Annotated in this window: 22 protein-coding genes; 15 read left to right on the top strand and 7 right to left on the bottom strand. The window is 70.8% G+C overall.

The genetic code is table 11. The annotated features are described in order from the left end of the window. The first annotated feature begins 49 nt into the window (after window positions 1-49). The 3 genes from LG388_RS04180 to LG388_RS04170 all read left to right on the top strand — a co-directional run bounded on the left by LG388_RS04180 (window position 50) and on the right by LG388_RS04170 (window position 3,322). The gene (locus LG388_RS04180; protein WP_225781563.1) at window positions 50-769 is read left to right on the top strand and encodes a Crp/Fnr family transcriptional regulator; all 720 of its coding nucleotides are present in this window, start codon (window positions 50-52) and stop codon (window positions 767-769) included. 141 nt (window positions 770-910) lie between these two features. Continuing rightward, window positions 911-2,017 carry a phosphotransferase gene (locus LG388_RS04175; protein ID WP_225781562.1) on the top strand — a complete coding sequence of 369 codons (1,107 nt, stop codon included), beginning with the start codon at window positions 911-913 and terminating at the stop codon, window positions 2,015-2,017. Window positions 2,018-2,050: 33 nt separating this feature from the next. After that, complete coding sequence (locus tag LG388_RS04170; RefSeq protein WP_225781561.1) at window positions 2,051-3,322, top strand: acyl-CoA dehydrogenase family protein; 1,272 nt, start codon at window positions 2,051-2,053, stop codon at window positions 3,320-3,322. 129 nt (window positions 3,323-3,451) lie between these two features. On the opposite strand, the gene LG388_RS04165 is transcribed toward LG388_RS04170, so the two are convergent. Further along, window positions 3,452-4,759 (bottom strand): D-amino acid dehydrogenase, encoded by a 1,308-nt coding sequence (locus tag LG388_RS04165; protein WP_370630096.1) that lies wholly within the window; start codon window positions 4,757-4,759, stop codon window positions 3,452-3,454. Between the two features lie 150 nt (window positions 4,760-4,909). On the opposite strand from LG388_RS04165, the gene LG388_RS04160 reads away from it, so the two are divergent. The 5 genes from LG388_RS04160 (at window position 4,910) to LG388_RS04145 (ending at window position 7,771) form a co-directional block, all read left to right on the top strand. After that, complete coding sequence (locus LG388_RS04160) at window positions 4,910-5,380, top strand: winged helix-turn-helix transcriptional regulator (protein ID WP_225781560.1); 471 nt, start codon at window positions 4,910-4,912, stop codon at window positions 5,378-5,380. Window positions 5,381-5,464: 84 nt separating this feature from the next. Next, window positions 5,465-5,590 carry a hypothetical protein gene (locus LG388_RS26630; protein ID WP_255632135.1) on the top strand — a complete coding sequence of 42 codons (126 nt, stop codon included), beginning with the start codon at window positions 5,465-5,467 and terminating at the stop codon, window positions 5,588-5,590. Then, window positions 5,577-6,350 carry an extensin family protein gene (locus LG388_RS04155; RefSeq protein ID WP_225781559.1) on the top strand — a complete coding sequence of 258 codons (774 nt, stop codon included), beginning with the start codon at window positions 5,577-5,579 and terminating at the stop codon, window positions 6,348-6,350. The genes LG388_RS26630 and LG388_RS04155 overlap by 14 nt, the downstream gene beginning before the upstream one ends. 114 nt (window positions 6,351-6,464) lie before the next feature. Next, window positions 6,465-7,454 (top strand): DnaJ C-terminal domain-containing protein, encoded by a 990-nt coding sequence (locus LG388_RS04150; protein WP_225781558.1) that lies wholly within the window; start codon window positions 6,465-6,467, stop codon window positions 7,452-7,454. Further along, window positions 7,451-7,771, top strand: a complete 321-nt coding sequence (locus tag LG388_RS04145; RefSeq protein ID WP_225781557.1) for a chaperone modulator CbpM — start codon at window positions 7,451-7,453, stop codon at window positions 7,769-7,771. The genes LG388_RS04150 and LG388_RS04145 overlap by 4 nt, the downstream gene beginning before the upstream one ends. A 105-nt stretch (window positions 7,772-7,876) precedes the next feature. On the opposite strand, the gene bglX is transcribed toward LG388_RS04145, so the two are convergent. Beyond that, window positions 7,877-10,198, bottom strand: coding sequence for a beta-glucosidase BglX (gene bglX / locus LG388_RS04140; protein ID WP_225781556.1), 2,322 nt, complete (start codon window positions 10,196-10,198; stop codon window positions 7,877-7,879). 224 nt (window positions 10,199-10,422) lie between these two features. On the opposite strand from bglX, the gene LG388_RS04135 reads away from it, so the two are divergent. Beyond that, on the top strand, window positions 10,423-12,015 hold the full coding sequence (locus LG388_RS04135; RefSeq protein ID WP_225781555.1) for a glucan biosynthesis protein G: 1,593 nt from the start codon (window positions 10,423-10,425) through the stop codon (window positions 12,013-12,015). Window positions 12,016-12,108: 93 nt separating this feature from the next. Here LG388_RS04135 and LG388_RS04130 read toward each other — a convergent pair whose 3' ends face one another. Next, a complete protein-coding gene (locus LG388_RS04130; RefSeq protein WP_225781554.1) occupies window positions 12,109-13,287 on the bottom strand; it encodes an MFS transporter in 1,179 nt (392 codons plus the stop codon). Between LG388_RS04130 and LG388_RS04125 the strand changes: the two genes are divergently transcribed. Beyond that, window positions 13,286-14,056, top strand: a complete 771-nt coding sequence (locus tag LG388_RS04125) for a helix-turn-helix transcriptional regulator (protein WP_225781553.1) — start codon at window positions 13,286-13,288, stop codon at window positions 14,054-14,056. The genes LG388_RS04130 and LG388_RS04125 overlap by 2 nt on opposite strands. A gap of 110 nt (window positions 14,057-14,166) precedes the next feature. Here LG388_RS04125 and LG388_RS04120 read toward each other — a convergent pair whose 3' ends face one another. Continuing rightward, window positions 14,167-14,658, bottom strand: a complete 492-nt coding sequence (locus tag LG388_RS04120; RefSeq protein ID WP_225781552.1) for a BLUF domain-containing protein — start codon at window positions 14,656-14,658, stop codon at window positions 14,167-14,169. Window positions 14,659-14,854: 196 nt separating this feature from the next. Here LG388_RS04120 and LG388_RS04115 point away from each other — a divergent pair, with 196 nt between their 5' ends. Together LG388_RS04115 and LG388_RS04110 are read left to right on the top strand one after the other, a co-directional pair. Further along, a complete protein-coding gene (locus LG388_RS04115; protein ID WP_225781551.1) occupies window positions 14,855-15,046 on the top strand; it encodes a hypothetical protein in 192 nt (63 codons plus the stop codon). After that, on the top strand, window positions 15,043-15,240 hold the full coding sequence (locus tag LG388_RS04110; RefSeq protein WP_225781550.1) for a hypothetical protein: 198 nt from the start codon (window positions 15,043-15,045) through the stop codon (window positions 15,238-15,240). Before LG388_RS04115 ends, LG388_RS04110 begins: the two co-directional genes overlap by 4 nt. Window positions 15,241-15,276: 36 nt before the next feature. Here LG388_RS04110 and LG388_RS04105 read toward each other — a convergent pair whose 3' ends face one another. The 3 genes from LG388_RS04105 to LG388_RS04095 all read right to left on the bottom strand — a co-directional run bounded on the left by LG388_RS04105 (window position 15,277) and on the right by LG388_RS04095 (window position 17,721). Next, on the bottom strand, window positions 15,277-16,212 hold the full coding sequence (locus LG388_RS04105) for an MBL fold metallo-hydrolase (protein WP_225781549.1): 936 nt from the start codon (window positions 16,210-16,212) through the stop codon (window positions 15,277-15,279). Window positions 16,213-16,303: 91 nt separating this feature from the next. Further along, complete coding sequence (nadE, locus tag LG388_RS04100) at window positions 16,304-17,128, bottom strand: ammonia-dependent NAD(+) synthetase (RefSeq protein ID WP_225781548.1); 825 nt, start codon at window positions 17,126-17,128, stop codon at window positions 16,304-16,306. After that, window positions 17,125-17,721: a CinA family protein gene (locus LG388_RS04095; RefSeq protein WP_225781547.1), complete on the bottom strand. Its 597-nt coding sequence runs from the start codon at window positions 17,719-17,721 to the stop codon at window positions 17,125-17,127. The genes nadE and LG388_RS04095 overlap by 4 nt, the downstream gene beginning before the upstream one ends. 248 nt (window positions 17,722-17,969) lie before the next feature. On the opposite strand from LG388_RS04095, the gene LG388_RS04090 reads away from it, so the two are divergent. The 3 genes from LG388_RS04090 to glgX all read left to right on the top strand — a co-directional run bounded on the left by LG388_RS04090 (window position 17,970) and on the right by glgX (window position 23,111). Continuing rightward, window positions 17,970-20,423 (top strand): catalase, encoded by a 2,454-nt coding sequence (locus LG388_RS04090; protein WP_225781546.1) that lies wholly within the window; start codon window positions 17,970-17,972, stop codon window positions 20,421-20,423. 69 nt (window positions 20,424-20,492) lie between these two features. Next, window positions 20,493-20,786 carry a hypothetical protein gene (locus LG388_RS04085; RefSeq protein ID WP_225781545.1) on the top strand — a complete coding sequence of 98 codons (294 nt, stop codon included), beginning with the start codon at window positions 20,493-20,495 and terminating at the stop codon, window positions 20,784-20,786. A gap of 195 nt (window positions 20,787-20,981) precedes the next feature. After that, window positions 20,982-23,111 carry a glycogen debranching protein GlgX gene (gene glgX / locus LG388_RS04080; RefSeq protein WP_225781544.1) on the top strand — a complete coding sequence of 710 codons (2,130 nt, stop codon included), beginning with the start codon at window positions 20,982-20,984 and terminating at the stop codon, window positions 23,109-23,111. The last annotated feature ends 55 nt before the right edge of the window (window positions 23,112-23,166 follow it).

Raw genomic sequence — 23,166 nt, 5'->3', positions numbered from 1 at the left:
GTCTCTCGTGCGACAAGCTCTGATATTCCAGTCGCAAATAAGACAGAACATGGACGACCCCATTCTTACCATCGACGAACGAGAGGCGATCAACAGTGGTCGCTGGTTCACTTCCCTTTCCCCCTCGCTGCGGCACGACATCCTCCGATGCGCCTTCGTCAAACGCTACAAGGACGGCGACCTGATCGCCGCACGCGGCGATCCACCGGATTCGTGGATCGCCTGCGCGAAGGGCGCGGTGCGGGTGAGTTCCACGGCGGTGTCGGGCAAGCAGATCACGCTGACCTACGTGGAGCCGGGCATCTGGTTCGGCGACGTGGCGATGTTCGACGGGGACCGCCGCACGCACGATGCCTATGCGCATGGCGACACCACCATCCTGTGCGTGGCGCGCGCCGACTTCCAGAAGATCCTGGCCGCGCACGTGGAGCTGTACGAGGCGCTGATGCGCCTGCAGGCGCGGCGCATCCGCACGCTCTTCGGGCTGGTGGAAGACCTCAACACCCTGCCGCTGCGCGCGCGCCTGGCCAAGCAGCTGGTGCACCTGGTGCGCAGCTACGGCACGCCCAACCTGGCCGACGCCTCGCAGACACGCATCGGCCTGCAGCTGGCGCAGGAAGAACTGGCGCAGCTGCTGGGCGCCTCGCGCCAGCGCGTGAACCAGGAACTCAAGTCCATGGAGCGCGAGGGCGCGATCCGCATCGAGCCGGCCGGCCTGGCGGTGCTCGACCGGGATGCGCTGCAGCGCATCTCGCTGGCCGACAGCTGAGGCTGAGCCCGCGCGCGGCCCGCGGCCGGGCCGGCGAACCGGCCTGCCTCTTTTCCCTCACCTCTTTCTTCTCACCCCGCCGGGCCCTGTGCGGTGCGCTGCCGCATGCCCGCGCCCGGCGCCCCACAGCCCGAGACACGCATGAGCCAGGATTTCAGCGCCTTTGAAGGCACCCGCCCCGTATCCGCCCAGCACGCCTTCGACACCGAGGCCCTGGCCGCCTGGCTGGACCAGCACCTGGACGGCTTCCAGGGCCCGCTCACGGTGCAGATGTTCAAGGGCGGCCAGTCCAACCCCACCTACAAGCTGATCACGCCCACGCGCAGCTACGTGATGCGCGCCAAGCCGGGCCCGGTGGCCAAGCTGCTGCCGTCGGCCCATGCGGTGGAGCGCGAGTACAAGGTCATGAAGGGCCTGGCCGGCACCGAGGTGCCGGTGCCCACCATGTACTGCCTGTGCGAGGACGAATCCGTCATCGGCCGCGCCTTCTACGTCATGGAGTGCATGGAAGGCCGCGTGCTGTGGGACCAGTCGCTGCCCGGCTTCAGCAATGCCGAGCGCGACGCCTACTACGACGAGATGAACCGCGTGATCGCCGCGCTGCACACCGTCGACTTCGCGGCCCAGGGCCTGGCCGACTATGGCAAGCCGGGCAACTATTTCGAGCGCCAGATCGGCCGCTGGAGCAAGCAGTACAAGGCCTCGGCCGACGGCGCGGGCGAACTGTCGCAGCCCATCGAGGCCATGGAGCGCCTGATCGACTGGCTGCCCGCGCACATGCCGGCCAGCGCGAAGGACGAAAGCAAGGTCTCCATCGTCCACGGCGACTACCGCCTGGACAACATGATGTTCCATCCCACCGAGCCGCGCGTGATCGCCGTGCTCGACTGGGAACTGTCCACGCTGGGCCATCCGCTGGCCGACTTCAGCTACCACTGCATGTCCTGGCACATGCCGCCCACCACCGGCCGCGGCATCGGCGGCGTGGACCTGGCCGCGCTGGGCATTCCGAGCGAAGCCGAATACATCCGCCGCTACTGCGCGCGCACCCGCATTTCCACGCCCGAGGCGCTTGCGCCCGACTGGAACTTCTATCAGGCCTACAACCTGTTCCGCATGGCCGCGATCCTGCAAGGCATTGCCAAACGGGTCGAGGCCGGTACCGCTTCGAGCGAGCAAGCCGTGGCTTCGGCCCGCGGCGCCCGCCCGATGGCCGAGATGGCCTGGGCCTTTGCCCAAAAGGCATGAGCCTCATCCCCTGATTCTTCCCAAGGAAACCCCATGGACTTCGACTATTCGGCCAAAACCAAGGACCTCCAGAAGCGCGTGAGCGACTTCATGGACGCGCACATCTTCCCGGCCGAGGCCGAGTACGCCGCCGAACTGGCCGCGAACACCGCCGCCGGCAAGCGCTGGAGCGCGCTGAACGTCATCGAGAAACTGAAGGTGAAGGCCCGCGAGCAGGACCTGTGGAACCTGTTCCTGCCCAACGACACGGCCGAGATCGCCAAGAAGAAGGGCGGCGGCCTGACCAACATGGAGTACGCGCCGCTGGCCGAGCTGATGGGCCGCGTGCCATGGGCCTCGGAGGTCTTCAACTGCTCCGCGCCCGACACCGGCAACATGGAGACCATCGCCCGCTACGGCACCGACGAGCACCGCGAACGCTGGCTGCAGCCGCTGCTGGACGGCAACATCCGCTCGGCCTTCGCGATGACCGAGCCCGAAGTGGCCTCCAGCGACGCCACGAACATCTGCACGCGCATCGAGCGCCAGGGCGACGAGTACGTCATCAACGGCCACAAGTGGTGGATCTCCGGCGCGGCCGACCCGCGCTGCGCCGTGTTCATCACCATGGGCAAGAGCGACCCCGAAGCGCCCAAGCATTCGCAGCAGAGCATGGTGCTGGTGCCGGCCGACGCCAAGGGCATCCGCATCGTGCGCCCGCTCAACGTGATGGGCTACGACGATGCGCCGCACGGCCATGTCGAGATGTACTTCGAGAACGTGCGCGTGCCGGCCAGCAACATCCTGCTGGGCGAAGGGCGCGGCTTCGAGATCGCCCAGGGCCGCCTGGGCCCGGGCCGCATCCACCACTGCATGCGCCTGATCGGCCTGGCCGAGCGCGCACTGGAGCTGATGTGCCGGCGTGCCTCTTCGCGCGTGGCCTTCGGCAAGACGGTGGCGCAGCAGACGGTGACGCAGGAACGCATCGCCGAAGCGCGCTGCAAGATCGACATGGCCCGCCTGCTGACCCTGAAGGCCGCCTGGCTGATGGACGTGGCCGGCAACAAGGTCGCCAAGAGCGAGATCGCGATGATCAAGGTGGTGGCGCCCAGCATGGCCTGCCAGGTGATCGACTGGGCCATGCAGGTGCACGGCGGCGGCGGCATGTGCGACGACTTCCCGCTCGCCTACGCCTACGCCCAGGCCCGTACGCTGCGCTTCGCCGACGGCCCGGACGAGGTGCACCGCAACGCCATCGCCAAGTGGGAGCTGGGCAAGTACGCGGCCGACAAGCGCGAGGAACCCGCGCCGGTCACGCGTTTCTGATCCGCTCCAGGGGCAAGCCGCTGCAGCGGCCCGGTCCGTGGCTGTGAGAAAGCCGGCGCCCCAGGCGCCGGTTTTTTTTCGTGTCAGCCGGGCAGCGGGACCGGCACCGAACTCCGGCCGCCGGGGGCATCAAGCGGCATGCACCGGCCGCCACTGCGGCGCAGTCCGGGTCGAGCCGCCGTAGCGCCCCATGTCCAGCCCGTCGGTGCGGATCTCGGGCCGCTGGCCCGTCACCAGGTCGGCCACCAGCTTGCCGCTGCCGCAGGCCATGGTCCAGCCCAGCGTGCCGTGGCCGGTGTTGAGGAACAGGTTGGCCAGCGGCGTGGCGCCCACGATGGGCGTGCCATCGGGTGTCATGGGGCGCAGGCCGGTCCAGAAGCTCGCGGCGGGCAGGTCGCCGCCCGGGAACAGCTCGCCCACCACCTTCTCGAGCGTGGCGCGGCGCACGGGGTTCAGACGCAGGTCGAAGCCGCCCAGCTCCGCCATGCCGCCCACGCGGATGCGCTGGTCGAAGCGCGTGACGGCGATCTTGTAGGTCTCGTCGAGCACGGTGGACTGCGGCGCCAGGCTGGCGTCCCGCAGCGGCACCGTGAGCGAATAGCCCTTGACCGGATAGACCGGCAGGTCCAGCCCGAGCGCGGCCGCCATGGCGCGCGAGTAGCTGCCGAAGGCCATCACGTAGCGGTCGGCCGTGAGCAGCTCCTCGGTGCCGTTCTGGCGCACGCGCACGCCGCTGATGCGGCCGCCTTCGGCCTGCACCTGCTCGACCTGCGCGCCGAAGCGGAACGCCACGCCGAGCGCGCGCGCCGCCTGGGCCAATTGGTTGGTGAACAGGTGGCAGTCGCCCGTCTCGTCGCCGGGCAGGCGCAGCCCACCGACCAGCGCGCCGCCGGTGCGGGCCAGCGCGGGTTCGACGCGGGCCAGGCCCGCGCGGTCCAGCAGCTCGTAGGGCACACCGCATTCCTGCAGCACCGCGATGTCGCGCTGCACCGCGTCCAGCTGCTGCGCGCTGCGAAAGACCTGCAGCGTGCCGCCGGTGCGCTGCTCGTACTGCAGGCCGGCTTCGGCGCGCAGCGCGCGCAGGCAGTCGCGGCTGTACTCGGCCACGCGCATCATGCGTTCCTTGTTGACGGCGTAGCGCTCGGGCGAGCAGTTGCGCAGCATCTGCGCCATCCAGCGCAGCTGGAACAGCGAACCGTCGGGGCGGATGGCCAGCGGCGCATGCTTCTGGAACATCCACTTCAGGGCCTTGAGCGGGATGCCCGGCGCGGCCCAGGGCGTGGAATAGCCGGGCGAAACCTGGCCCGCGTTGGCGAAGCTGGTTTCCTGCGCCACGCCGTCCTGGCGCTCCAGCACCGTCACGCGCGCGCCGGCCCGGGCCAGGTAGTAGGCCGTGGTGGTGCCGATGACACCACCGCCGAGAACGATCACATGCATGGGAAGCTCCGTTGCCTGAAGAATGAGGGCCCGAGAAGGTCGATTGCCGGAATCTAGGCCTATCTGGCCGGCATCTTTGACGGTTCTTCGCCCGTTCTGCCGCAAAATCAGCTGCCGCCACCCTTGCCCGTGCCTGGCCGGACCGCTGAAATGACTGCTTCGCTCGACCGCATCGACCGCAAGATCCTCGACATCCTCCAGCGCGAAGGCCGGCTGCCGGTCACCGAGCTGGCCCAGCGCGTGGGCCTGTCCACTTCGCCCTGTTCGGAACGCGTGAAGCGGCTGGAGAAAAACGGCGTCATCACCGGCTACCACGCCCGCGTGTCGCCCGAAGCCCTGGGCAAGACGCTGCTGGTGTTCGTGGAAATCAAGCTCTCGTCCAAGTCCGGCGAGGTCTTCGACAAGGTGAAGAAGGAGTTGCTGCACATGCCCGAGGTGCTGGAATGCCACCTGGTCTCGGGCGGCTTCGACTACCTGGTCAAAGCCCGGCTGCGCGGCATGGGCGAGTACCGCCACCTGCTGGGCGACATCCTCAAGAAGCTGCCCGTGCCCGCCGAATCGCACAGCTACGTGGTGATGGAGGAGGTCAAGGAAAGCCTGCTGCTGCCCGTGGACCGCTGACATGCAAGCCTGCTTCCGGCCGGCAGCGCGGCCGGCGGTCGGGCGCCACACTCCACGCCCCTCCACGCGAATCCGTTCCATCCCATGCAGAACGAAGGCATCCGCCACATCACCTTCATCGGCAGCGACCTGGCACGCACCGCGCGGCTGCTGTGCGAGCTGCACACCGGCACGCTGCAGGAGCGCCTGCGGCGCCATGCCCAGGGCTGAGGGCCGCACGGCGCCGCGTCGGCCGGGCCGGCTCGGGGCGGTGGCGCTGGCCAGCCTGCTGGCCGGCCTGGCGGTGGGCGGCTACCTGAGCGGCTGGCTGCAGGTGCCGCCGCGAATCGACCCGCTGGCCGCCCTCGACGTGGCCGAGCCGCCGAACTGGCTCACGCCCTTCAAGATGCGCCGCGCGCGCGCCGACCCGGCGCAATGCCTGGCCACGCTGCGCGAGGCGGGGCTGCGCTTTTCGCGCGTGCCCGACCGCCCCCTGGCGCAGGGCTGCGGCCTGGACAACGCCGTGCGGCTGGAAGCCGGCCAGTCGGTGCAGCTGAGCCGGCCGACCGTGCTCAGCTGCCGCGCCGCCCTCTCCTTCGCGCTCTGGGAGCGCCACGACCTGCAGGCCGCCGCGCAGGCCGCGCTGGGCCAGCGCGTCACGCGCGTGGAGCACCTGGGCAGCCATGTCTGCCGCGACATCAGCACCGGCGACGGCCGCGCCACCGGCCGTCGCAGCCGCCATGCCACCGCCGACGCGCTGGACGTGGGCGGCTTCCTGCTGGCCGACGGCCGCCGCATCCAGGTACTGCGCGAGGCCCCGCAGCCCTGGGACGACGCGCAGGCCCTGCAGCGCGACCCCGTCGCGCGCTTCCTGCACGGCGCGCATGCGGGTGCCTGCCGGCGCTTCGACGGCACGCTCGGGCCCGGCTACAACCGCGCGCACCGCGACCATTTCCACCTGGAAGTCGGCGGCTGGCCGCTGTGCCGCTGAGGCGGCGCCCCTCTCGCCGGGCGGCTTGCGCGCGAGCCTGGCGGCGCCGGCCGACTTGCAGAGCGGCCCGCCGGCCCCCACCATGGATGGAAATCCTTCCTTCACGGGAGCGCCATGGACTTCAAGGACTACTACTCCGCCCTGGGCGTGGACCGGAAAGCCTCGAGCGACGAGATCCGCAAGGCCTACCGCAAGCTCGCCCGCAAATACCACCCCGACGTCAGCCACGAGGCCGACGCCGAGCGGCGCATGAAAGAGGTCAACGAGGCCTACGAAGTGCTGCAGGACAGTGAGAAACGCGCCGCCTACGATGCCCTGGCCGAGCGCGTGGCCCGCGGCACGCCGGCGGGCGACGGCGCGGGGCACGGCTTCACGCCGCCGCCCGGCTGGGACCAGGGCTTCGACTTCAGCCGCGCGCGCCACGGCGGCACGGGCGGCCCGGCCGACGATGCCGACTTCAGCGAGTTCTTCTCGTCCCTGTTCGGCGCGGCGCAGCGGCGCCAGGCCCAGCAGCGGCAGGCCCGCATGCGCGGCGACGACCAGCACGCCACCATCGAGGTGGACATCGCCACCGCGCTGCGCGGCGGCGAGCGCCTGCTGCAGCTGCAGGCCCTGGAGCTCGACGCGCACGGCCAGCCGGAGGTGGTGCAGCGCACGCTGCAGGTGCGCATTCCGCCCGGCGTGCGGCCGGGGCAGCTGATCCGGCTGGCCGGCCAGGGCCTGCCGGGCCACGGCGGCGAACCGGCAGGCGACCTCTTCCTCGAAGTGAAGCTGGCGCCCGACGCCCGCTACCGCGTCGAGGGCCACGACCTGACGATGAAGCTGCCGGTCACGCCCAGCGAAGCCGCGCTGGGCGCGCAGGTGCGCGTGCCCCTGCCCAACGGTGACGAAGTGGAAGTCACGGTGCCGCCCCACTCGCGCCCCGGACGCAAGCTGCGCCTGAAGGACCGCGGCTTTCCCGGCAAGGTGCCGGGCCACCTCTACCTGGAACTGGAGCTCGCGCTGCCGCCGGCCGACTCCGACGCCGCCCGCGCGGCCTATGAGGCGCTGGCCCGGGCCAGCACGGCCTTCGATCCGCGCCGTTCTCTGGGAGCCTTTGCATGACCTCGCTGCGACAGACCACCGTGACGATCACGCATGGCGTGCCCGTGGACGACGACCATCCGCTGCGCATCGCCGAACTCGCACGCGCCGCGGGCGACCGCGAGGAATGGGTGCTGGCCCTGGTGGACGCCGGGCTGATCGCCCCCACCCGGCCCGATGCGCCGCAGGCGCAATGGGTCTTCCACGGCGAGGCGCTGCGCTGCGCGCTGCAGGCCCGGCGCCTGCAGCGCGACTTCGACGTCGGCGTCGAGGCCGCCGCGCTGATCATCGATCTGCAGCGCGAGGTGCGGCGGCTGCGGGCGCTGCTGGGGGGCTGAGCGCCGGGGCCGGCCGCCTGCGCGCCGACCGGGCCGGATGAGGCCGTTCGCGCAGCGGCCTCGAACCCCGGCGCGTGCAGCAGCGAGGCGCTGGCGCCGCGAGGCTCAGCGCAGCACGAAGCCCTGCTCCTTCACCGCCTGCGAATCCAGGCCGATCTGCACCCTGAATTCACCCGGCTCAGCCACGTGCTGGAGCTGTGCGTTGTAGAACTTGAGCTGCGATTCATCGATCTGGAAGCGCACCACCTGCTGCTCGCCGGGCTGCAGCATCAGCTTGCGGAAGTCCTTCAGTTCCTTCACGGGCCGCACCACCGACGCGGCCACGTCCTGGATGTAGAGCTGCACCACCGCCTCGCCGGCGCGCGCGCCGGCGTTGCGCACCGTGACGCTCGCCTCCACTCGGCCGCCACGCGCCATCGTGGCGCTGGACAGTTGCACCTGCGAGAGCTCGAAGCGGGTGTAGCTCAGGCCGTAGCCGAAGGGGTACAGCGCGCCCTGCGGCTCGTCGAAGTACTGCGAGGTGTAGTTGCCCGGCTTGCCCGGCGTGAAGGGCCGGCCCAGGCGCGGGTGGTTGTAGTAGGTGGGCACCTGGCCCACCGAGCGCGGGAAGGAGATCGGCAGCTTGCCCGAGGGGTTGTAGTCGCCGAAGAGCACGTCGGCGATGGCATGGCCGCCTTCGGTGCCGGCGAACCAGGTTTCCAGCATCGCGTCGGCGTTCGCCTTCTCCCAATTGAGCGCCAGCGGCCGGCCGTTCATCAGCACCAGCACCAGCGGCTTGCCCGTGGCCACCGAGACGGCCTTGAGCGCCTTGAGCAGTTCCTGCTGGCTTTCGGGCAGGTCCAGCCGCGTGCGGCTCGACGATTCATGCGACATGCCGCGCGCCTCGCCCACGGCGGCCACGATCACGTCGGCCTGCTTCGCGGTGGCCACCGCCTCGTCGATCATCTGCTGCGGCGTGCGCTTGTCCTGCACCACCTCGGGCGCGTCCCAGTTCAGGAAGTTCAGGTATTCGACGATGGCCTTGTCTTCGGTCACGTTGGCGCCGCGCGCGTAGAGCAGCCTGCCGCCCTGCCCTTGCAGCGCCTTCGCCATGCCGGCACGCAAGGTCACGGCTTGCGCCGGCAGGGCCTGCGCCGACCAGACGCCGATCATGTCGACGGGCGCATCGGCCAGCGGGCCGACGAGCGCCACGGTGGCCGACTTCTTCAGCGGCAGCGTGTCGTTGCGGTTTTCCAGCAGCACCAGCGAGCGGCGCGCCACGTCGCGCGCGGGCTCGCGATGCAGGCGGCTGTCGGCCTTGGGGTCGGCCGGGTCGTCCTCGGCCTTGCCGATGCGGCGGAAGGCGTCGTGGAACAGGCCCATGTCGTACTTGGCGCCCAGCACCTCGCGCACGGCGTTGTCCAGCACGGCCATCTTCACGCGGCCCGACTTCACCAGCCCCGGCAGCTCCTTGAGGTAGACCTGGTCGGCCATGCTCATGTCCACGCCGGCCTTGATCGCCAGCTCGGCCGCCTCGGCATCGTCCTGGGCCACGCCATGGCGCAGCAGTTCGGTGATGGCGCCGTGGTCGGAGAAGGTCACGCCCTTGAAGCCCCAGTCCTTGCGCAGCAGGTCCTGCAGCAGCCAGGTGTTGGACGTGGCGGGCTGGCCGTTGACGGTGTTGAGCGCGATCATCACGCCGCCCGAGCCCGCGTCGATGGCCGCCTTGTAGGGCGGCAGGTAGTCGTTGTACATGCGCATGGGGCTCATGTCGACGATGTTGTAGTCGCGCCCGCCTTCCACCGCGCCGTACAGCGCGAAATGCTTGACCGAGGCCATGATGCTGTCGGGCTTGGCGGACGAGCCGTTCTGGAAGCCCTGCACCATCGCGCGCGCCACCTGGGAAACCAGGTGCGGGTCCTCGCCGAAGCCCTCCGACGTGCGGCCCCAGCGCGGGTCGCGCGAGATGTCCACCGTGGGCGCGAAGGTCACGTCGATGCCGTCGGCACTGGCTTCCAGCGCCGAATAGCGGGCCGTGCGGCGCACCGCGTCCATGTCCCAGCTCGAGGCCAGGCCCAGGCCGATGGGGAAGGAGGTGCGGTGCCCATGCAGCACGTCGTAGGCGAAGAGCATGGGGATCTTCAGGCGGCTGCGTTGCACGGCCGCCTGCTGCAGCGGGCGCTGTTCCTTGCGGTTGACCGAATTGAAGGTGCCGCCCACGCGGCCCGCGGCCACTTCCTCGGCCAGCTGGGCGGCGGGCATTTCGGGGCCGATGCTGATCAGCCGCAGCTGGCCGACCTTCTCCTCCACCGTCATCTGCCGCAGCAGGTCGGCCACGAAGGCCTTCTTGTCGTTCAGCAGGGCGGGCTTGGGCTGGGCCAGGGCCGCGGCGCAGGCCACGGCCAGGCCCGCCAGCGCGAGCGTCTTCGGCACAAAGGAGCAGGTCATCGGATCGGAAGCGCAGACAAAAGTGCGCGCGATGTTAGGCCATGCCCCGGGCGGCCTCTGTGGGACCAGGCCGCTGCCGCGGCGCGCGCCGCCGGCCTTGTCCGACCCGGGGCGCGGGCCGGCCGCTGCTAAGCTCCGGCTCCATTGCCCGGTTTGCGACGCCCACGCGAGCCCTCGCCGGCGAGGACGCGGTGCGGCGGCGCAGGGCGCTTCCCCCTTCCAAGATGACCCTGTCCGCTTTCCGCCGCAGCGCCGCGCAGCGCCTGCTTCCCCAGATTGCCGCCGCGGCCGCCTGCACGCTGCTGGCCGCGCAGGCCTGGGCCTTCTCGCTCGACGAGGTGTCGGCCAAGGCCCGCGCCCTGGCCGACCAGCCTTATGCCGCGCCGCAGAGCAACCTGCCGCCCGAGTTCAGCAGCCTGCAGTTCGCCGACTACATGAAGATCCAGCCGCGCGCGGACCGCTTCCTGTGGTCGGACCTGCAGGCGCCCTTTCGCCTGAGCTTCTACCACCAGGGCATGCAGTTCAACGCCCCGGTGCGCATCCACGAGATCGTGGGCGACCAGGTGCAGGAGCTGCGCTACGAGCCCGAGCGCTTCGACTTCGGCGACCTGCGCTTCAACCGTGAGACCACCTCGCAGCTGGGCTACGCCGGCTTTCGCGTGCTCTCGCCCATCAACCAGCCCGGCAAGTGGGACGAGGTGATGAGCCTCCTGGGCGCGAGCTACTTCCGCGTCATCGGCCAGGGCCAGTGGTACGGCCTGTCGGCGCGCGGCCTGGCCATCGACACCGTGCCGCCCGGCGGCGAGGAATTCCCGAACTTCCGCGAGTTCTGGGTGCGCCGCCCGGCCGCGCAGGACCAGGAGCTCGTGATCTACGCGCTGCTCGACTCGCCGCGCGCCACCGGCGCCTACCAGTTCATCCTGCGCCCCGGCAGCGACACCGTGGTGGACGTGCAGTCCAACCTCTTCCTGCGCGCCGACATCGCGCGCATCGGCATCGCGCCGCTCACGAGCATGTTCCTCTACGGGCCCAACCAGCTCAGCGACCGGCGCAACTTCCGCCCGGCCATCCACGACTCCAACGGCCTGGCCATGCTGACCGGTGCCGGTGAATGGATCTGGCGCCCGCTGAACAACCCGCATCAGGTGCAGGCCAGCAGCTTCCAGATGGAGAACCCGCGCGGCTTCGGCCTGCTGCAGCGCGGGCGCGAGTTCTCGCGCTACGAAGACCTCAAGGACCGCTACGACCTGCGCCCCAGCGCCTGGATCGAGCCGCACAACCACTGGGGTGCGGGCTCCGTCGAGCTGGTGGAGATTCCCACCATCGACGAGACCAACGACAACATCGTGGCCTACTGGGTGCCGGCCGAGCCGGCGCGCAAGGGCCAGATGCTGCAGTTCGCCTACCGCATGCACTGGACCATGAACGAGCCCGCGCTGCATGCGGCCAACAACGGCTGGGTGCGCCAGACCTTCCACACCTCGGGCGAGCGGCTGCAGCGCAACCTGGTCCGCCAGCTCGACGGCAGCATGGCCTGGAACATCGATTTCGAAGGCCCGGTGCTGGCCAACCTGCCGGCCGGCACGGTGCTGCAGCCCGACGTCAGCATCAGCGCTAACGGCGAGCTGCTCGAAACGCAGCTGCAGCCCAACCCCGTCATCCGCGGCTGGCGGCTGCTGATCCGCGCCAGGGTCAAGGACCCGGCGCAGCCCGTGGAGCTGCGCGCCGCGCTGCGCCAGCCCGACGGCCGGCCGCTGACCGAGACCTGGAGCTACCAGCTACCGCCCAATGCGCAGCAGCTCAAGGTGATCCCCTGAGCCGACGCCCTGGAACCGGGCCGCGGCAGCCGTACGCCGCTGCCCGCCGGGGCGCGCCCGGCCGCGCCGGCTGACGGCGCAGCGCGCCCTTCCCTAGCGGGCGACTGACGCGGCCTGCGTGCGCCCCTTGCGCGTGTCGGGTAGGAAGAGCGTGCACAGCCCCAGCAGCGGAAGGAAGGAAACGGCCTGGTAAACCCACTCGATGCCGTAGGCATCGGCCAGCTTGCCCAGGCCCGCGGCGCCGATGCCGCTCAAGCCGAACATCAGACCGAACATGAGGCCGGACACCATGCCCACGCGCCCCGGCACCGCCTCCTGCGCATACACGACCAGCGCCGCGAAGGCCGAGGACATGACCAGGCCAACGGCCACGGCCAGCACCGCGGTCCAGAACAGGTTCACATGAGGCAGCGCCAGCGCGAAGGGTGCCACGCCGAGGAAGGACACCCAGATCACCGCCTTGCGCCCGATCCGGTCGCCCACCGGGCCGCCGGCGAAGGTGCCCAGCGCCACCGCGGCCAGGAAGATGAACAGGAAGACCTGGCTGTCCTGCACGTCCAGCCGGAAGTGCTGGATCAGGTAGAAGGTGAAGTAGTTCGTGAAGGCCGCGATGTAGACGAACTTGGCGAACATCAGCAGCGAGATGACCGCCATGGCCTGCAGCACGCCGCCGCGGCTCAGTCCTTCGCCCTGCCGGCGCGCCAGCCCCTGCTGGTGCGCCTGGCCGTGCCGGCGGCTCCATTGCATGATCCGCCACAGCACGGCGATGGCCAGCAGCGCGGCCAGCATGAACCATGCGACCGCGGCCTGCCCGTGCGGGATCACGACCAGTGCCGTGAGCAGCGGCCCGATGGCCGAACCGGCGTTGCCGCCCACCTGGAAGGTGGACTGGGCCGTGCCGAAACGCCCGCCCGAGGCCAGCCGCGCCACGCGCGAGGCTTCCGGGTGAAAGGTGGCCGAGCCCACGCCGATGACCGCCGAGGCCACCAGCAGCCAGGGGTAGCTGTTCGCGCCCGCCAGCAGCGCGATGCCGGCCAGCGTGACGGCCATGCCGGCGGGCAGCAGCCAGGGCATGGGGTGCTTGTCGGTGTACAGGCCGACCCAGGGCTGCAGCAGCGAGGCCGTGACCTGGTAGACCAGCGCGATCATGCCGATCTGCCCGAAGCTCAGCGCGTATTCGGACTTGAGCAGCGGAAAGATGGCCTGGAGACTAGGCGGGTGGTCCGCGTCCGTCTTTCGCACATCCGCCAAGAACTGCAGAGTTTCGGTCATGGCCGCGCCCTCTCCGCAGAAGCACCTGGATTTCCACGACCTGCCGCGCGCCCTGGTGATGGAGGCCCGCTGGCCCAGCGGCACTTCGACCGGCTGGCACAGCCATCCGCGCGGCCAGCTGCTCTACGCCACCGAAGGCGTGATGGTGGTCCATTCCGAAGGCGGCTCCTGGGTGGTGCCGCCCCAGCGCGGGCTGTGGCTGGTGGCCGGGCTGCGCCACAGCGTGACCATGTCGGGCGACGTGCTGATGCGCACCGCGTTCATCGATGCGGCGCAGATCAAGCGCCTGCCGCCGCACAGCTGCGTGCTGCACATCTCGCCGCTGCTGCGCGAACTGCTGGTGGAGGCCGTGCGCATCCCGCCGCAGGGCCGGCTCACGCCGCGCGAGCGCCGCCTGATCGCGCTGGTGGTCGACGAGCTGCGCGTGTCGCACACGCTGCCGCTGCACCTGCCCATGCCCGCCGAGCCCCGGCTGCAGCCGATCTGCGACGCCCTGATGCGCCATCCCGCGGACCGCGCCAGCGCCGCCGAATGGGCCGCGCGCATCGGTGTGGGCGAGCGCACGCTGCAGCGCCTGTTCGCGCAAGGCACCGGCATGCGCTTTTCGCAGTGGCGGGAACAGGCGCGGCTGCTGGCCGCGCTCACCGCCATCGCGCGCGGCGAGAAAGTGATCGGCGTGGCGCTGGACTGCGGCTACGCCAGCCACAGTGCCTTCACCGCCATGTTCAGGCGGCACTTCGGCGTACCGCCCTCGGCCTTCTACCGCTGAAGCGCTCCGCGCTCGCCTGCGCCCAGCACCCGTTGCACGCTGGCGCCGCCCCAGCGGGATCAGTGCCGCGCCTCCCGGTCCCTTGTCCCTGGCGTTGCCGTGCGTGCCGTTCATCCGGGCCGGGCGGCCGGCAGGTCGCCGGGCGCGCGCAGGAAGATGTCGCGCAGTTCCAGCCCCGACACGGGCTTGCCGTCCACCAGCTCGGTGGTCAGTCCGCGGCGCCCCTCGTCATACAGGTAGGTCAGCGGGAAACCCACGTAGGACCGGTCGGCGCGTCGCTCATCGGACAGCACGCGCATCTTCGAATGCCGGTTGTCCAGTGCGATGCGCGCCATCACGGCGTCGATGGCCTGGGCCGGGCCCTCCAGCAGTTCGGTGTAGTTGCGGCCGTCGAACAGCAGAACGCCGGTGATCTCGCGGCGCCGGTTGGCTTCACGGGCGTGTGGGACGAGGAGCCGAAGATGCGTCAGGGATCGGGAACCGGCCGCCTTGCTGACATAGAGCACGGTCTTGATGGGCATTGCGCTGAAAGCGTCCTCTTGTTCGGGAAAAAGCGCGTGATTGTCGGCACTCGCGCTTGGCCCGAAACCCGGGTCGGACATATGTAAATCTTTCTGTGACGTTCGGCCTGGCCGGCCCCGCGATGGCGCGACGGCGCAATGCGGGCCGCGCGGCCATGCAACGCGCGCCCTGTTGCGCACGGGCAGGGCTGCATCGACAGCCCACGCCCGATGCCGGCCTACGCCCTTGCACCCACGCCCGCGCAATAACCGGAGCCTTCACACAAGGAGCACGCTGATGGCAGATGGCCACCCCATGCCGGACGAAGCGCAGAAACGCCGCGCGCGCGGGCCGGTGGATCCGGCGCGCGACCGATGCCGCAGCCCGGGCGGCGAAAAAGACGATGGGCGGCTGCCGTTCTCGGCCATGCCGTCCCCTTGCGCCGTCCACGGCGCGCAGGCAGCGCAGGCAGCGCAGGTGCGGCCATGACCACGCATGTCACCACCCTCACGGTGCGCACGGCCCAGGGCGAACTGCGCACCCTGCAGGTGCTGCGGCACACGCAGCCCGAAGCGCGCGAGGAGTTCCTGCTGGACGGCGCGCCGGTCGAGCGGGCCGAGGACGGCAGCTTCCGCGTGGTCGCGACGGGCGAGATCCTGCGCGTCGAAGCAGGCCCGGGCTGAGCGGGCCGAGGGCCCCGCCGAAGGTCCGTCCTTCGGTCAGCCAAGACGGTAGCAGCCCGCCTCGTCGACCTGCACGCGCCCGGCCGCCTGCAGCTCTTGCAGGTGCTGCGCGATGGTGCGCCTTTCCGCGTCCTCCACCCAGGGCGCGTCGAAGCCCGGCGGATACAGCAGCCGTTGCGCCACCAATTGCGCCAGGTCCATCGGCGCGTTGCGCAGCAGGGCCAGCAGCCGCGCCTGACGCTCGTCGATCTTCGCCGCGTAGGCCTGCAGGTCGTCGAGGAAACGCTGCCGGTCGGTGTACACGCCGCGGTGGTGCGAGGTGACCCAGGCCCGCGCCGGCACATCGGGCAGGCGCGCGAGGCTGCGGCGGAAATCACGCAGGCTGGAACAGGCGTCGCCGTAATAGGGGCCGAAGCCCGTGAGGTCAATGTCGCCGATGAAGGCGACGCCCTCGGGCTCCACCAACAGCACGGTGTGGCCCGTGGTGTGGCCCGGCATGTGGAAGGCCCGCACTCGCGCCTGGCCCAGCTCCCACACGGCGCCATCGTCATAGCCGATCGCGTCGGGCCGCGGTGCGTAGAAGAACTCCTGCTGCAGCCGCGCCAGCATCTGCGCCTGGCCGGCGCCCGAGGTCCCGAAGGCCGCGCACAGGCCTTCCCAGCTGCGCACGGCGGCCAGGTCGCCCTGGTGCACATGCACCGGCGCATGGGGCAGCCGGTGCAGCCCGGCCATGTGGTCTTCATGCACGTGCCCCATCACCACGAGTTCGGCGGCATCGAAGTCCGGTCCGATGTGGTTGGCGACGAGCGGCGTGTCGAAGGCGGCCAGCGTGTCGGTGCCGCGCACCATCACCTGGTTGCCGTCGGGGTACTTGCCGTTCTTGGCGCCCAGGTAGATGCGCACGCGGCCGATGTCCACGTGCTCGATGCCGGCGTGGCGGGAAGGCGAAGGGGTGGGGGCAACAAGGTTCATGCGACGGCAGGCAGCCGGGGCTGCGCGCCGCAGTGTGGCGGCTTCGGCCGTTTCAGGCTGCCATGTCGGGGACAGCCCTGCGGCCGGCCGCTCAGGCCGGCGTCACGGCCGGGCTGCGCTTGTGCGCCGTGCGGGCGTAGGTGTCGAGCAGGATCCGCTCGGCCGCCGCGTCCACCGGCAGGCCTTCGAGGAAATCGTCGATGACCTCGTAGCTCACGCCGAAAGCGGCCTCGTCGGGCTTGAGGGGCGACAGGCTTTCCAGGTCGGCCGTCGGCGTCTTCATCACCAGGTCGCCGGGCGCGCCCATTTCGAGCCCGAGGGCGCGCACGCGCCGCTTGGACAGGCCCGCCAGCGGCAGGATGTCGGCCGCGCCATCGCCATGCTTGGTGAAGAAGCCCATCAGCGCCTCGGCCGCGTGGTCGGTGCCGATCACCAGCCCTTGCGCCGCGCCCGCGATCGCGTACTGCGCCACCATGCGCAGGCGCGCCTTGATGTTGCCCACGTGGAAGTCCGCGCTGCCTGCGTCGCCCAGGTCCACGCCCGCGTCTTGCAACTGCGCATGCAGGGCGTCCACGGCGCTTCGGATGTTGACGGTCTTCACCTCGTCGGGGGCGATGAAGTCGATGCAGCGCGCGGCCTCGGCCTCGTCGCGCTGCGCACCGTAGGGCAGGCGCACGGCAATGAAGCAGGCCGGCCGGCCCTCGGCGCGCAGCCGCGAGACGGCGCGCTGGGCCAGCGCGCCGGCCACCAGCGAGTCGACGCCGCCGCTGATGCCCAGCACATAGCTGCCCCGCCCGCTGGCGCCGAGGTAGCGGGCCAGGAAGGCCACGCGCCGCTCCAGTTCGGCCGGGGCATCGAAGAAACGGACGACCTGCAGTTCCTGCAGGATCTTTTCACGCGGGGCATCGAGGGTCATGGATTCGCTTCCTGGATGGGCGTGGCCACGCCGCCTTCGGCGGCCGGCGCGGTGGCGGGGGACGACGCGGGAGCCTGCCGCCACAGCCGGTGGTAGTGCGGCAGGCAGTGCAGCGCATGGTCGGCGCTGGCCTCGCGGATGGTATTGCGCTCGCCGCTGAAACGGTGCGTGGCGGTGTAGGCTTGGGTGCGGCCTTCGGCATCGCGGAAGGCCCAGGCATAGCACTGGGTGCCGGGCGGGATGGCGGGGTCCGAATCGTCGGCCACGCCGGTGTTCGCGATGGCCACGTTCGCATCGCTGTGCGCCAGCGCGCCCTGCGCCATCGCCAGGACCACCGCCTCGCTGGTGAGGTTGTGGCGCGCCAGCACCTCGGCAGGCACGCCCAGGCAGCGCATCTTGGCCTTGGGGTCGTAGACCACGAAGGCACTCTCCAGCACCTGCCCCGCATGCGGCACCGATGCGAGTCGCGCCGCGATCAGGCCCGCGGTGCAGGACTCGGCGGTGACCACCACGAGGTCATGCGCGCGCAGATAGTCGGCGGCGCGCTCGTGCGCGCTCCCGGGCGTTTCGGGGTCCTGCGGTCCTGCGCTCATCTGCGGCTCCTTGGTTCGGGCGGGCTGGCACGGCCATGAGCTTCGGCGGGCCGGCCAGCGCCCACGTGTAGGCCAGGCCCGCGAGGCACCCTCGGTCGCTGCGGCAGTGCCTTCGTCTGACAGCGCCGCGCCGACGGGGCAGGCGACCGCGCTCCTACGCACGCATGCGCGGGATGCGCCTAAGGTGGAAATGGCCGCGTGCCCGCACGCAGCCCCTCCCCCGCAACCCGCCCCGAAGGAGTCTCCCCATGGTGAAAAAGTCGCAGTCCGGTGTGTCGAAGCCGCCCGCCCAGGCCGCGGAACCGGCCGATGTGGCGGCCGCACGGGCCGCCGCCCGCAACACCGACAGCGCGCCCGCCCAGCCCGCGCCGCCGCAGGCCGCGCAGGGCGACCTGCCCGCGCAGAAGGCCGCCGAGGCCCAGGCGCTGGCCGCGGCCCAGCCCCACAACGCCAACAAGCTGGCCGAATACGAGGGCAACGGCATCGAACTGCCGCCGGCGGGCACCGCGGTACCTCCTCCCTCGCCGCGGGCGACGGCCAGCACCCTGTCGGAGCAGAACGCCAATGCCAAGGCCGGCACCGTGGCCGCCCCGGGGGCGCAGCCGCTGGTCGGGCCGCTGGACCGCGTGCGCGTCGACGCCACGGGCCAGCGCCTGACCACCAACCTGGGTGTGCCGATTGCCGACAACCAGCATTCGCTCAAGGCCGGCGCGCGCGGGCCCGCGCTGCTCGAAGACTTCATCCTGCGCGAGAAGATCACGCACTTCGACCATGAGCGCATCCCGGAGCGCATCGTGCATGCGCGCGGCTCGGGCGCGCATGGCTTCTTCGAGAACTACGCGCCGCTCACCGATTTGACGCGCGCCGCGCCCTTCCAGGAGGCCGGCAAGATCACGCCGGTGTTCGTGCGCTTTTCCACCGTGGCCGGCGAGCGCGGCTCCAAAGACACGGCGCGCGACGTACGCGGCTTCGCCGTCAAGTTCTACACCGACGAGGGCAACTGGGACCTGGTGGGCAACAACATGCCCGTCTTCTTCATCCAGGACGCGATGAAGTTCCCGGACCTGGTGCATGCCGTCAAGCCCGAGCCGCACCACGCCATGCCGCAGGCCGCGTCGGCGCACGACACTTTCTGGGACTTCGTGGGCCTCATGCCCGAGTCCACCCACATGCTCATGTGGCAGATGAGCGACCGCGCGATCCCGCGCAGCTACCGCACCATGCAGGGTTTCGGCGTGCACACCTTCCGGCTCGTGAACGCGCAGGGCGAGTCGCGCTTCGTCAAGTTCCACTGGCAGCCCAAGCTGGGCACCCATTCGCTGGTGTGGGACGAGGCGGTGAAGATCTCCGGTGCCGACCCGGACTACCACCGCCGCGACCTGTGGGAGGCCATCGAGGCCGGCGAGTACCCGGAATGGGAGCTGGGCCTGCAGGTGTTCACCGAGGAAGAGGCCGAGCGCTTCAGCTTCGACATCCTCGACGCGACCAAGATCGTGCCCGAGGAGCTGGTGCCCATCCAGCTGGTGGGGCGGCTGGTGCTCAACCGCAACCCCGACAACTTCTTCGCCGAGACCGAGCAGGTCGCCTTCTGCACCGCGCACATCATTCCGGGCATCGACTTCACGAACGACCCGCTGCTGGCCGGGCGCATCCATTCCTACGTGGACACCCAGATCAGCCGCCTGGGCGGGCCGAACTTCCACGAGATCCCGATCAACGCGCCCATCGCGCCGGTCCACAACAACCAGCGCGACGGCATGCACCGCCAGGCCATCCACCGCGGCCGCGTGGCCTACGAGCCCAACTCGCTGGGCGGCGGCTGCCCCTTCCAGGCGGGCGCGGCACAGGGTTTCATGAGCGTGCAGTCGCGCCAGGAGGCCCAGGAAGCGCACCACAAGGTGCGCATCAAGCCCGAGAAGTTCGCCGACCACTACACGCAGGCCCGGCTGTTCTACGAGAGCCAGTCGCCGGTGGAGCAGGCGCACATCGCCGCGGCCTTCCGCTTCGAGCTGTCGAAGGTGACGGTGCCCGCGGTGCGCGAACGGGTGGTGGCCGGCCTGCGCAACGCCTCGGAGGCGCTTGCGGCGCAGGTGGCCGCCGGCCTGGGCATGGAACTGCCCGCGCCGCTGCCGCTGGCCATCGCCACGCCGGCCGAGCCCGAAGTGCGGCAGTCGCCGGCGCTGTCGCTGCTGGCGCGCCCGGGCGAAGGCGGCATCCGCACGCGCAAGGTGGCGCTGGTGGTGGCCGACGGCGTGGCCGGCGCACCGGTGCAGCAGCTGGTGCAGGCGCTGTTCGCCGAAGGCGCCGTGCCGCGTGTGGTGGCGCCGCGGCTGGGCGCGGTGCGCACCGCCGACGGGCTCACGCTCCAGGCCGATGCGAGTTTGGAGAACGCGCCCGGTTTCCTCTTCGACGCGCTGGTGCTGCCCGACGGGCCCGAGGGCGTGGCGCTGCTGTCGCGCGTGGGCCAGGTCATGGAGTTCGTGAAGGACCAGTACCGCCACTGCAAGCCGCTGCTGGTGCTGGGCGCGTCGCAGGGGCTGCTGGCGCAGGCGGAGGTGCCGCTGACCTTGCCCGACGGGCGGCACGACCCCGGGCTGATCCTGGGCGACGCGCAGGAGCTGCCCGCGCTCACGCCGGCTTTCATCGCCGCGATCGCCCGGCACCGGCATTTCGAGCGCGACCAGGACCCGCCGCTGGTCTGACTCGCCTCGCTGCCTCCTGGCGGTCGGGCCGCGCGCCCGGCCCTCGCCCCTTCTCCCAGAGCCCCTGCCATGACCCGTGACCCCTCCCGCCCCGCTGCAGACCCCGCGCCCGACGACGCGGCCGGCTTCGACGCCAGCGACAAGGGCAGCCATCTTCCTGCCCAGAAGGCCATGAAGCAGTTCGCCAAGAACTCGGACCGCACCGGCGCGCCCGCGCCCGACCCCGCGGCCCGGCGCGAGCAGGCCGAGCGGCAGCAGCAGCGCCTCACCGAGGGCGACAAGCCCGTGGGCGCATCGGCCAACGACGGCAGTTCGCCTTACGAGGAGCCGAACCATCCGGCCAAGAATCAGCGGGACCGCTGAGGGCGAGGCCTGAACAGCGGCGCTTGCAGGCGACTGCCGGCCACCCGCGGCGCAGGTGGCGCCCGGCGCGCGGCGTCCCCGGGCGGTGGCGCCCGCGACGGCGCCTTGATGCCGCGCGCCTCGCTCGGTCCTCCTACACGGCACGGTGCGGCGCTGCACTAACTTGCGGCCTCGTTCAGCCTCTGGAGGGTTCGCATGCAGGTCGAGGAGGGGTTGCCCCATCCCTTGGGTGCCACGTACAACGGCCGCGGCGTCAATTTCGCCGTGTTCTCCGCCCACGCCACGCGCGTGGACGTGTGCATCTACGACGAGGCGGGGCAGGCCGAGATCGGCCGCGTCACGCTGCCCGAATACACCGACGAGGTCTGGCACGGCTTCGTGCCCGGCCTGGAGCCCGGCGCGCGCTACGGCCTGCGCGTGCACGGCCCCTACGAGCCCGAGAAGGGCCACCGCTTCAACCCGAACAAGCTGCTGCTGGACCCCTATGCCAAGGCGCACATCGGCGAAGTGCATTGGGGCCCCGAGATCTTCGGCTACACCGTCGGCCACCCCGACGGCGACCTGAGCTTCGACGAACGCGACAGCGCGCCCTTCGTGCCCAAGTGCGTGGTGGTGGACTCGCGCTTCGAATGGACGCAGCCCGACCATCCGCGCGTGCCGTGGGAGCGCACCGTGCTCTACGAAACCCACGTGCGCGGCCACACCATGCGCCACCCCGCCGTGCCCGAGCACCTGCGCGGCACCTTCGCGGGTTTCGCGCAGGACGCCGTGCTCCAGGAGATCCGCGAGCTGGGCGTGACCAGCATCGAGCTGCTGCCCATCCAGCGCTTCGTGACCCAGTCCTTCCTGCACGACAAGGGCCTGAAGAACTACTGGGGCTACGACACCATCGGCTTCTTCGCGCTGGAGCCCAAGTACCTGCATGCGCCCAGCATCGACGAGTTCAAGCACCTGGTCGACCGCGTGCATGCGCATGGCCTGGAGCTGATCCTGGACGTGGTCTACAACCACACGCCCGAAGGCAACGAGCTGGGGCCGACGATCTCGTTCAAGGGCATCGACAACGCCAGCTACTACCGCCTGATGCCCGGCGGCGCCGACGGCGGCGACGGCCCCGGCCCGCGCTACTACATCAACGACACGGGCACCGGCAACACGCTGAACCTGAGCCACCCGCGCGTGCTGCAGATGGTGACCGACAGCCTGCGCTACTGGGTCACCGAGATGCGCGTGGACGGCTTCCGCTTCGACCTGGCCACCATCCTCGCGCGCGAGCCCTACGGCTTCGACGAGTACGGCGGCTTCCTCAAGAGCTGCCGGCAGGATCCGGTGCTGTCCAGCGTCAAGCTCATCGCCGAGCCCTGGGACTGCGGCCCGGGCGGCTACCAGGTCGGCGGCTTTCCGCCCGGCTGGGCGGAATGGAACGACCGCTTCCGCGACACCGCGCGCGCCTTCTGGAAGGGCGACGAATCGATGGTGCCGGCGATGGCCGGCTGCATGACCGCGAGCGCCGACCGCTTCCACCGGCGCGGCCGCCGGCCCTGGGCCAGCGTCAACTTCATCGCCGCGCACGACGGCTTCACGCTGGCCGACCTGGTGAGCTACAACGACAAGCACAACGAGGCCAACGGCGAGGACAACCGCGACGGCCATTCGGACAACCTGAGCTGGAACTGCGGCGCCGAGGGCCCCACCGACGACGAAGCCGTGCGGGCCCTGCGTGCGCGCCAGCAGCGCAACCTGCTGGCCACGCTGCTGCTGGCGCAGGGCACGCCCATGCTGCTGGCCGGCGACGAGTTCGGGCGCACGCAGCAGGGCAACAACAACGCCTACTGCCAGGACAACGCGCTGTCGTGGTTCGACTGGGAAGGCATCGACGACGCCGGCCGTTCGCTGCGCGCGTTCGTGCAGCGCCTCACGCATCTGCGCGACGCCCTGCCCGTGCTGCGGCGCAACCGCTTCCTGACCGGCGCCTACGACGAGGAACTGGAGGTGCACGACGTGAAGTGGCTGGCCTGCAGCGGCGAAGCCATGGACCAGGCGCACTGGGACGACCCGCGCACGCGCTGCTTCGGCATGCTGCTGGAAGGCCATGCGCGCGCCACGGCCATCGCGCGGCGCGGGCTGGACCGCAGCGTGCTCATCGTCTTCAACGCCTGGGAGGATGCGCTGGACTTCCGGCTGCCCGCGCACGGCGAAGGCCGCGAATGGCAACTGGCCATCGACACCGCCCTGGACGGCGCGCCCGACGAGGCCGCGCGTTTCGAGGCCGAAAGCAGCTACACCGTGACGGCGCGCTCGCTGCTGCTTTTCGTGGCGGCCTGAGCGCCGGCGCCGGCGCCGGCCGGGGCGCGAGCGGCCGCGCACGGCCGGCCCTGCG

Origin of the sequence: Xenophilus sp. Marseille-Q4582 (assembly GCF_916700565.1) — a bacterium.
Classification (GTDB): Bacteria; Pseudomonadota; Gammaproteobacteria; order Burkholderiales; family Burkholderiaceae_C; genus Xenophilus.
The sequence above is the reverse complement of the archived record's forward strand: the minus strand, read 5'-3'. Positions and strand labels throughout refer to the sequence as shown.

Excerpts from the sequence above, each read along its gene's own strand:
- LG388_RS04155 (WP_225781559.1), top strand. The coding sequence starts at position 5,577 with ATGCCCAGGGCTGAGGGCCGCACGGCGCCGCGTCGGCCGGGCCGGCTC.
- LG388_RS04085 (WP_225781545.1), top strand. The coding sequence starts at position 20,493 with ATGACCCGTGACCCCTCCCGCCCCGCTGCAGACCCCGCGCCCGACGAC.
- glgX (WP_225781544.1), top strand. The coding sequence starts at position 20,982 with ATGCAGGTCGAGGAGGGGTTGCCCCATCCCTTGGGTGCCACGTACAAC.
- LG388_RS04115 (WP_225781551.1), top strand. The coding sequence starts at position 14,855 with ATGGCAGATGGCCACCCCATGCCGGACGAAGCGCAGAAACGCCGCGCG.
- LG388_RS04175 (WP_225781562.1), top strand. The coding sequence starts at position 911 with ATGAGCCAGGATTTCAGCGCCTTTGAAGGCACCCGCCCCGTATCCGCC.
- nadE (WP_225781548.1), bottom strand. The coding sequence starts at position 17,128 with ATGACCCTCGATGCCCCGCGTGAAAAGATCCTGCAGGAACTGCAGGTC.
- LG388_RS04150 (WP_225781558.1), top strand. The coding sequence starts at position 6,465 with ATGGACTTCAAGGACTACTACTCCGCCCTGGGCGTGGACCGGAAAGCC.
- LG388_RS04145 (WP_225781557.1), top strand. The coding sequence starts at position 7,451 with ATGACCTCGCTGCGACAGACCACCGTGACGATCACGCATGGCGTGCCC.
- LG388_RS04130 (WP_225781554.1), bottom strand. The coding sequence starts at position 13,287 with ATGACCGAAACTCTGCAGTTCTTGGCGGATGTGCGAAAGACGGACGCG.
- LG388_RS04125 (WP_225781553.1), top strand. The coding sequence starts at position 13,286 with ATGGCCGCGCCCTCTCCGCAGAAGCACCTGGATTTCCACGACCTGCCG.
- LG388_RS04170 (WP_225781561.1), top strand. The coding sequence starts at position 2,051 with ATGGACTTCGACTATTCGGCCAAAACCAAGGACCTCCAGAAGCGCGTG.
- bglX (WP_225781556.1), bottom strand. The coding sequence starts at position 10,198 with ATGACCTGCTCCTTTGTGCCGAAGACGCTCGCGCTGGCGGGCCTGGCC.
- LG388_RS26630 (WP_255632135.1), top strand. The coding sequence starts at position 5,465 with ATGCAGAACGAAGGCATCCGCCACATCACCTTCATCGGCAGCGACCTG.
- LG388_RS04090 (WP_225781546.1), top strand. The coding sequence starts at position 17,970 with ATGGTGAAAAAGTCGCAGTCCGGTGTGTCGAAGCCGCCCGCCCAGGCC.
- LG388_RS04180 (WP_225781563.1), top strand. The coding sequence starts at position 50 with ATGGACGACCCCATTCTTACCATCGACGAACGAGAGGCGATCAACAGT.
- LG388_RS04160 (WP_225781560.1), top strand. The coding sequence starts at position 4,910 with ATGACTGCTTCGCTCGACCGCATCGACCGCAAGATCCTCGACATCCTC.
- LG388_RS04105 (WP_225781549.1), bottom strand. The coding sequence starts at position 16,212 with ATGAACCTTGTTGCCCCCACCCCTTCGCCTTCCCGCCACGCCGGCATC.
- LG388_RS04120 (WP_225781552.1), bottom strand. The coding sequence starts at position 14,658 with ATGTCCGACCCGGGTTTCGGGCCAAGCGCGAGTGCCGACAATCACGCG.
- LG388_RS04165 (WP_370630096.1), bottom strand. The coding sequence starts at position 4,759 with ATGCATGTGATCGTTCTCGGCGGTGGTGTCATCGGCACCACCACGGCC.
- LG388_RS04110 (WP_225781550.1), top strand. The coding sequence starts at position 15,043 with ATGACCACGCATGTCACCACCCTCACGGTGCGCACGGCCCAGGGCGAA.
- LG388_RS04095 (WP_225781547.1), bottom strand. The coding sequence starts at position 17,721 with ATGAGCGCAGGACCGCAGGACCCCGAAACGCCCGGGAGCGCGCACGAG.
- LG388_RS04135 (WP_225781555.1), top strand. The coding sequence starts at position 10,423 with ATGACCCTGTCCGCTTTCCGCCGCAGCGCCGCGCAGCGCCTGCTTCCC.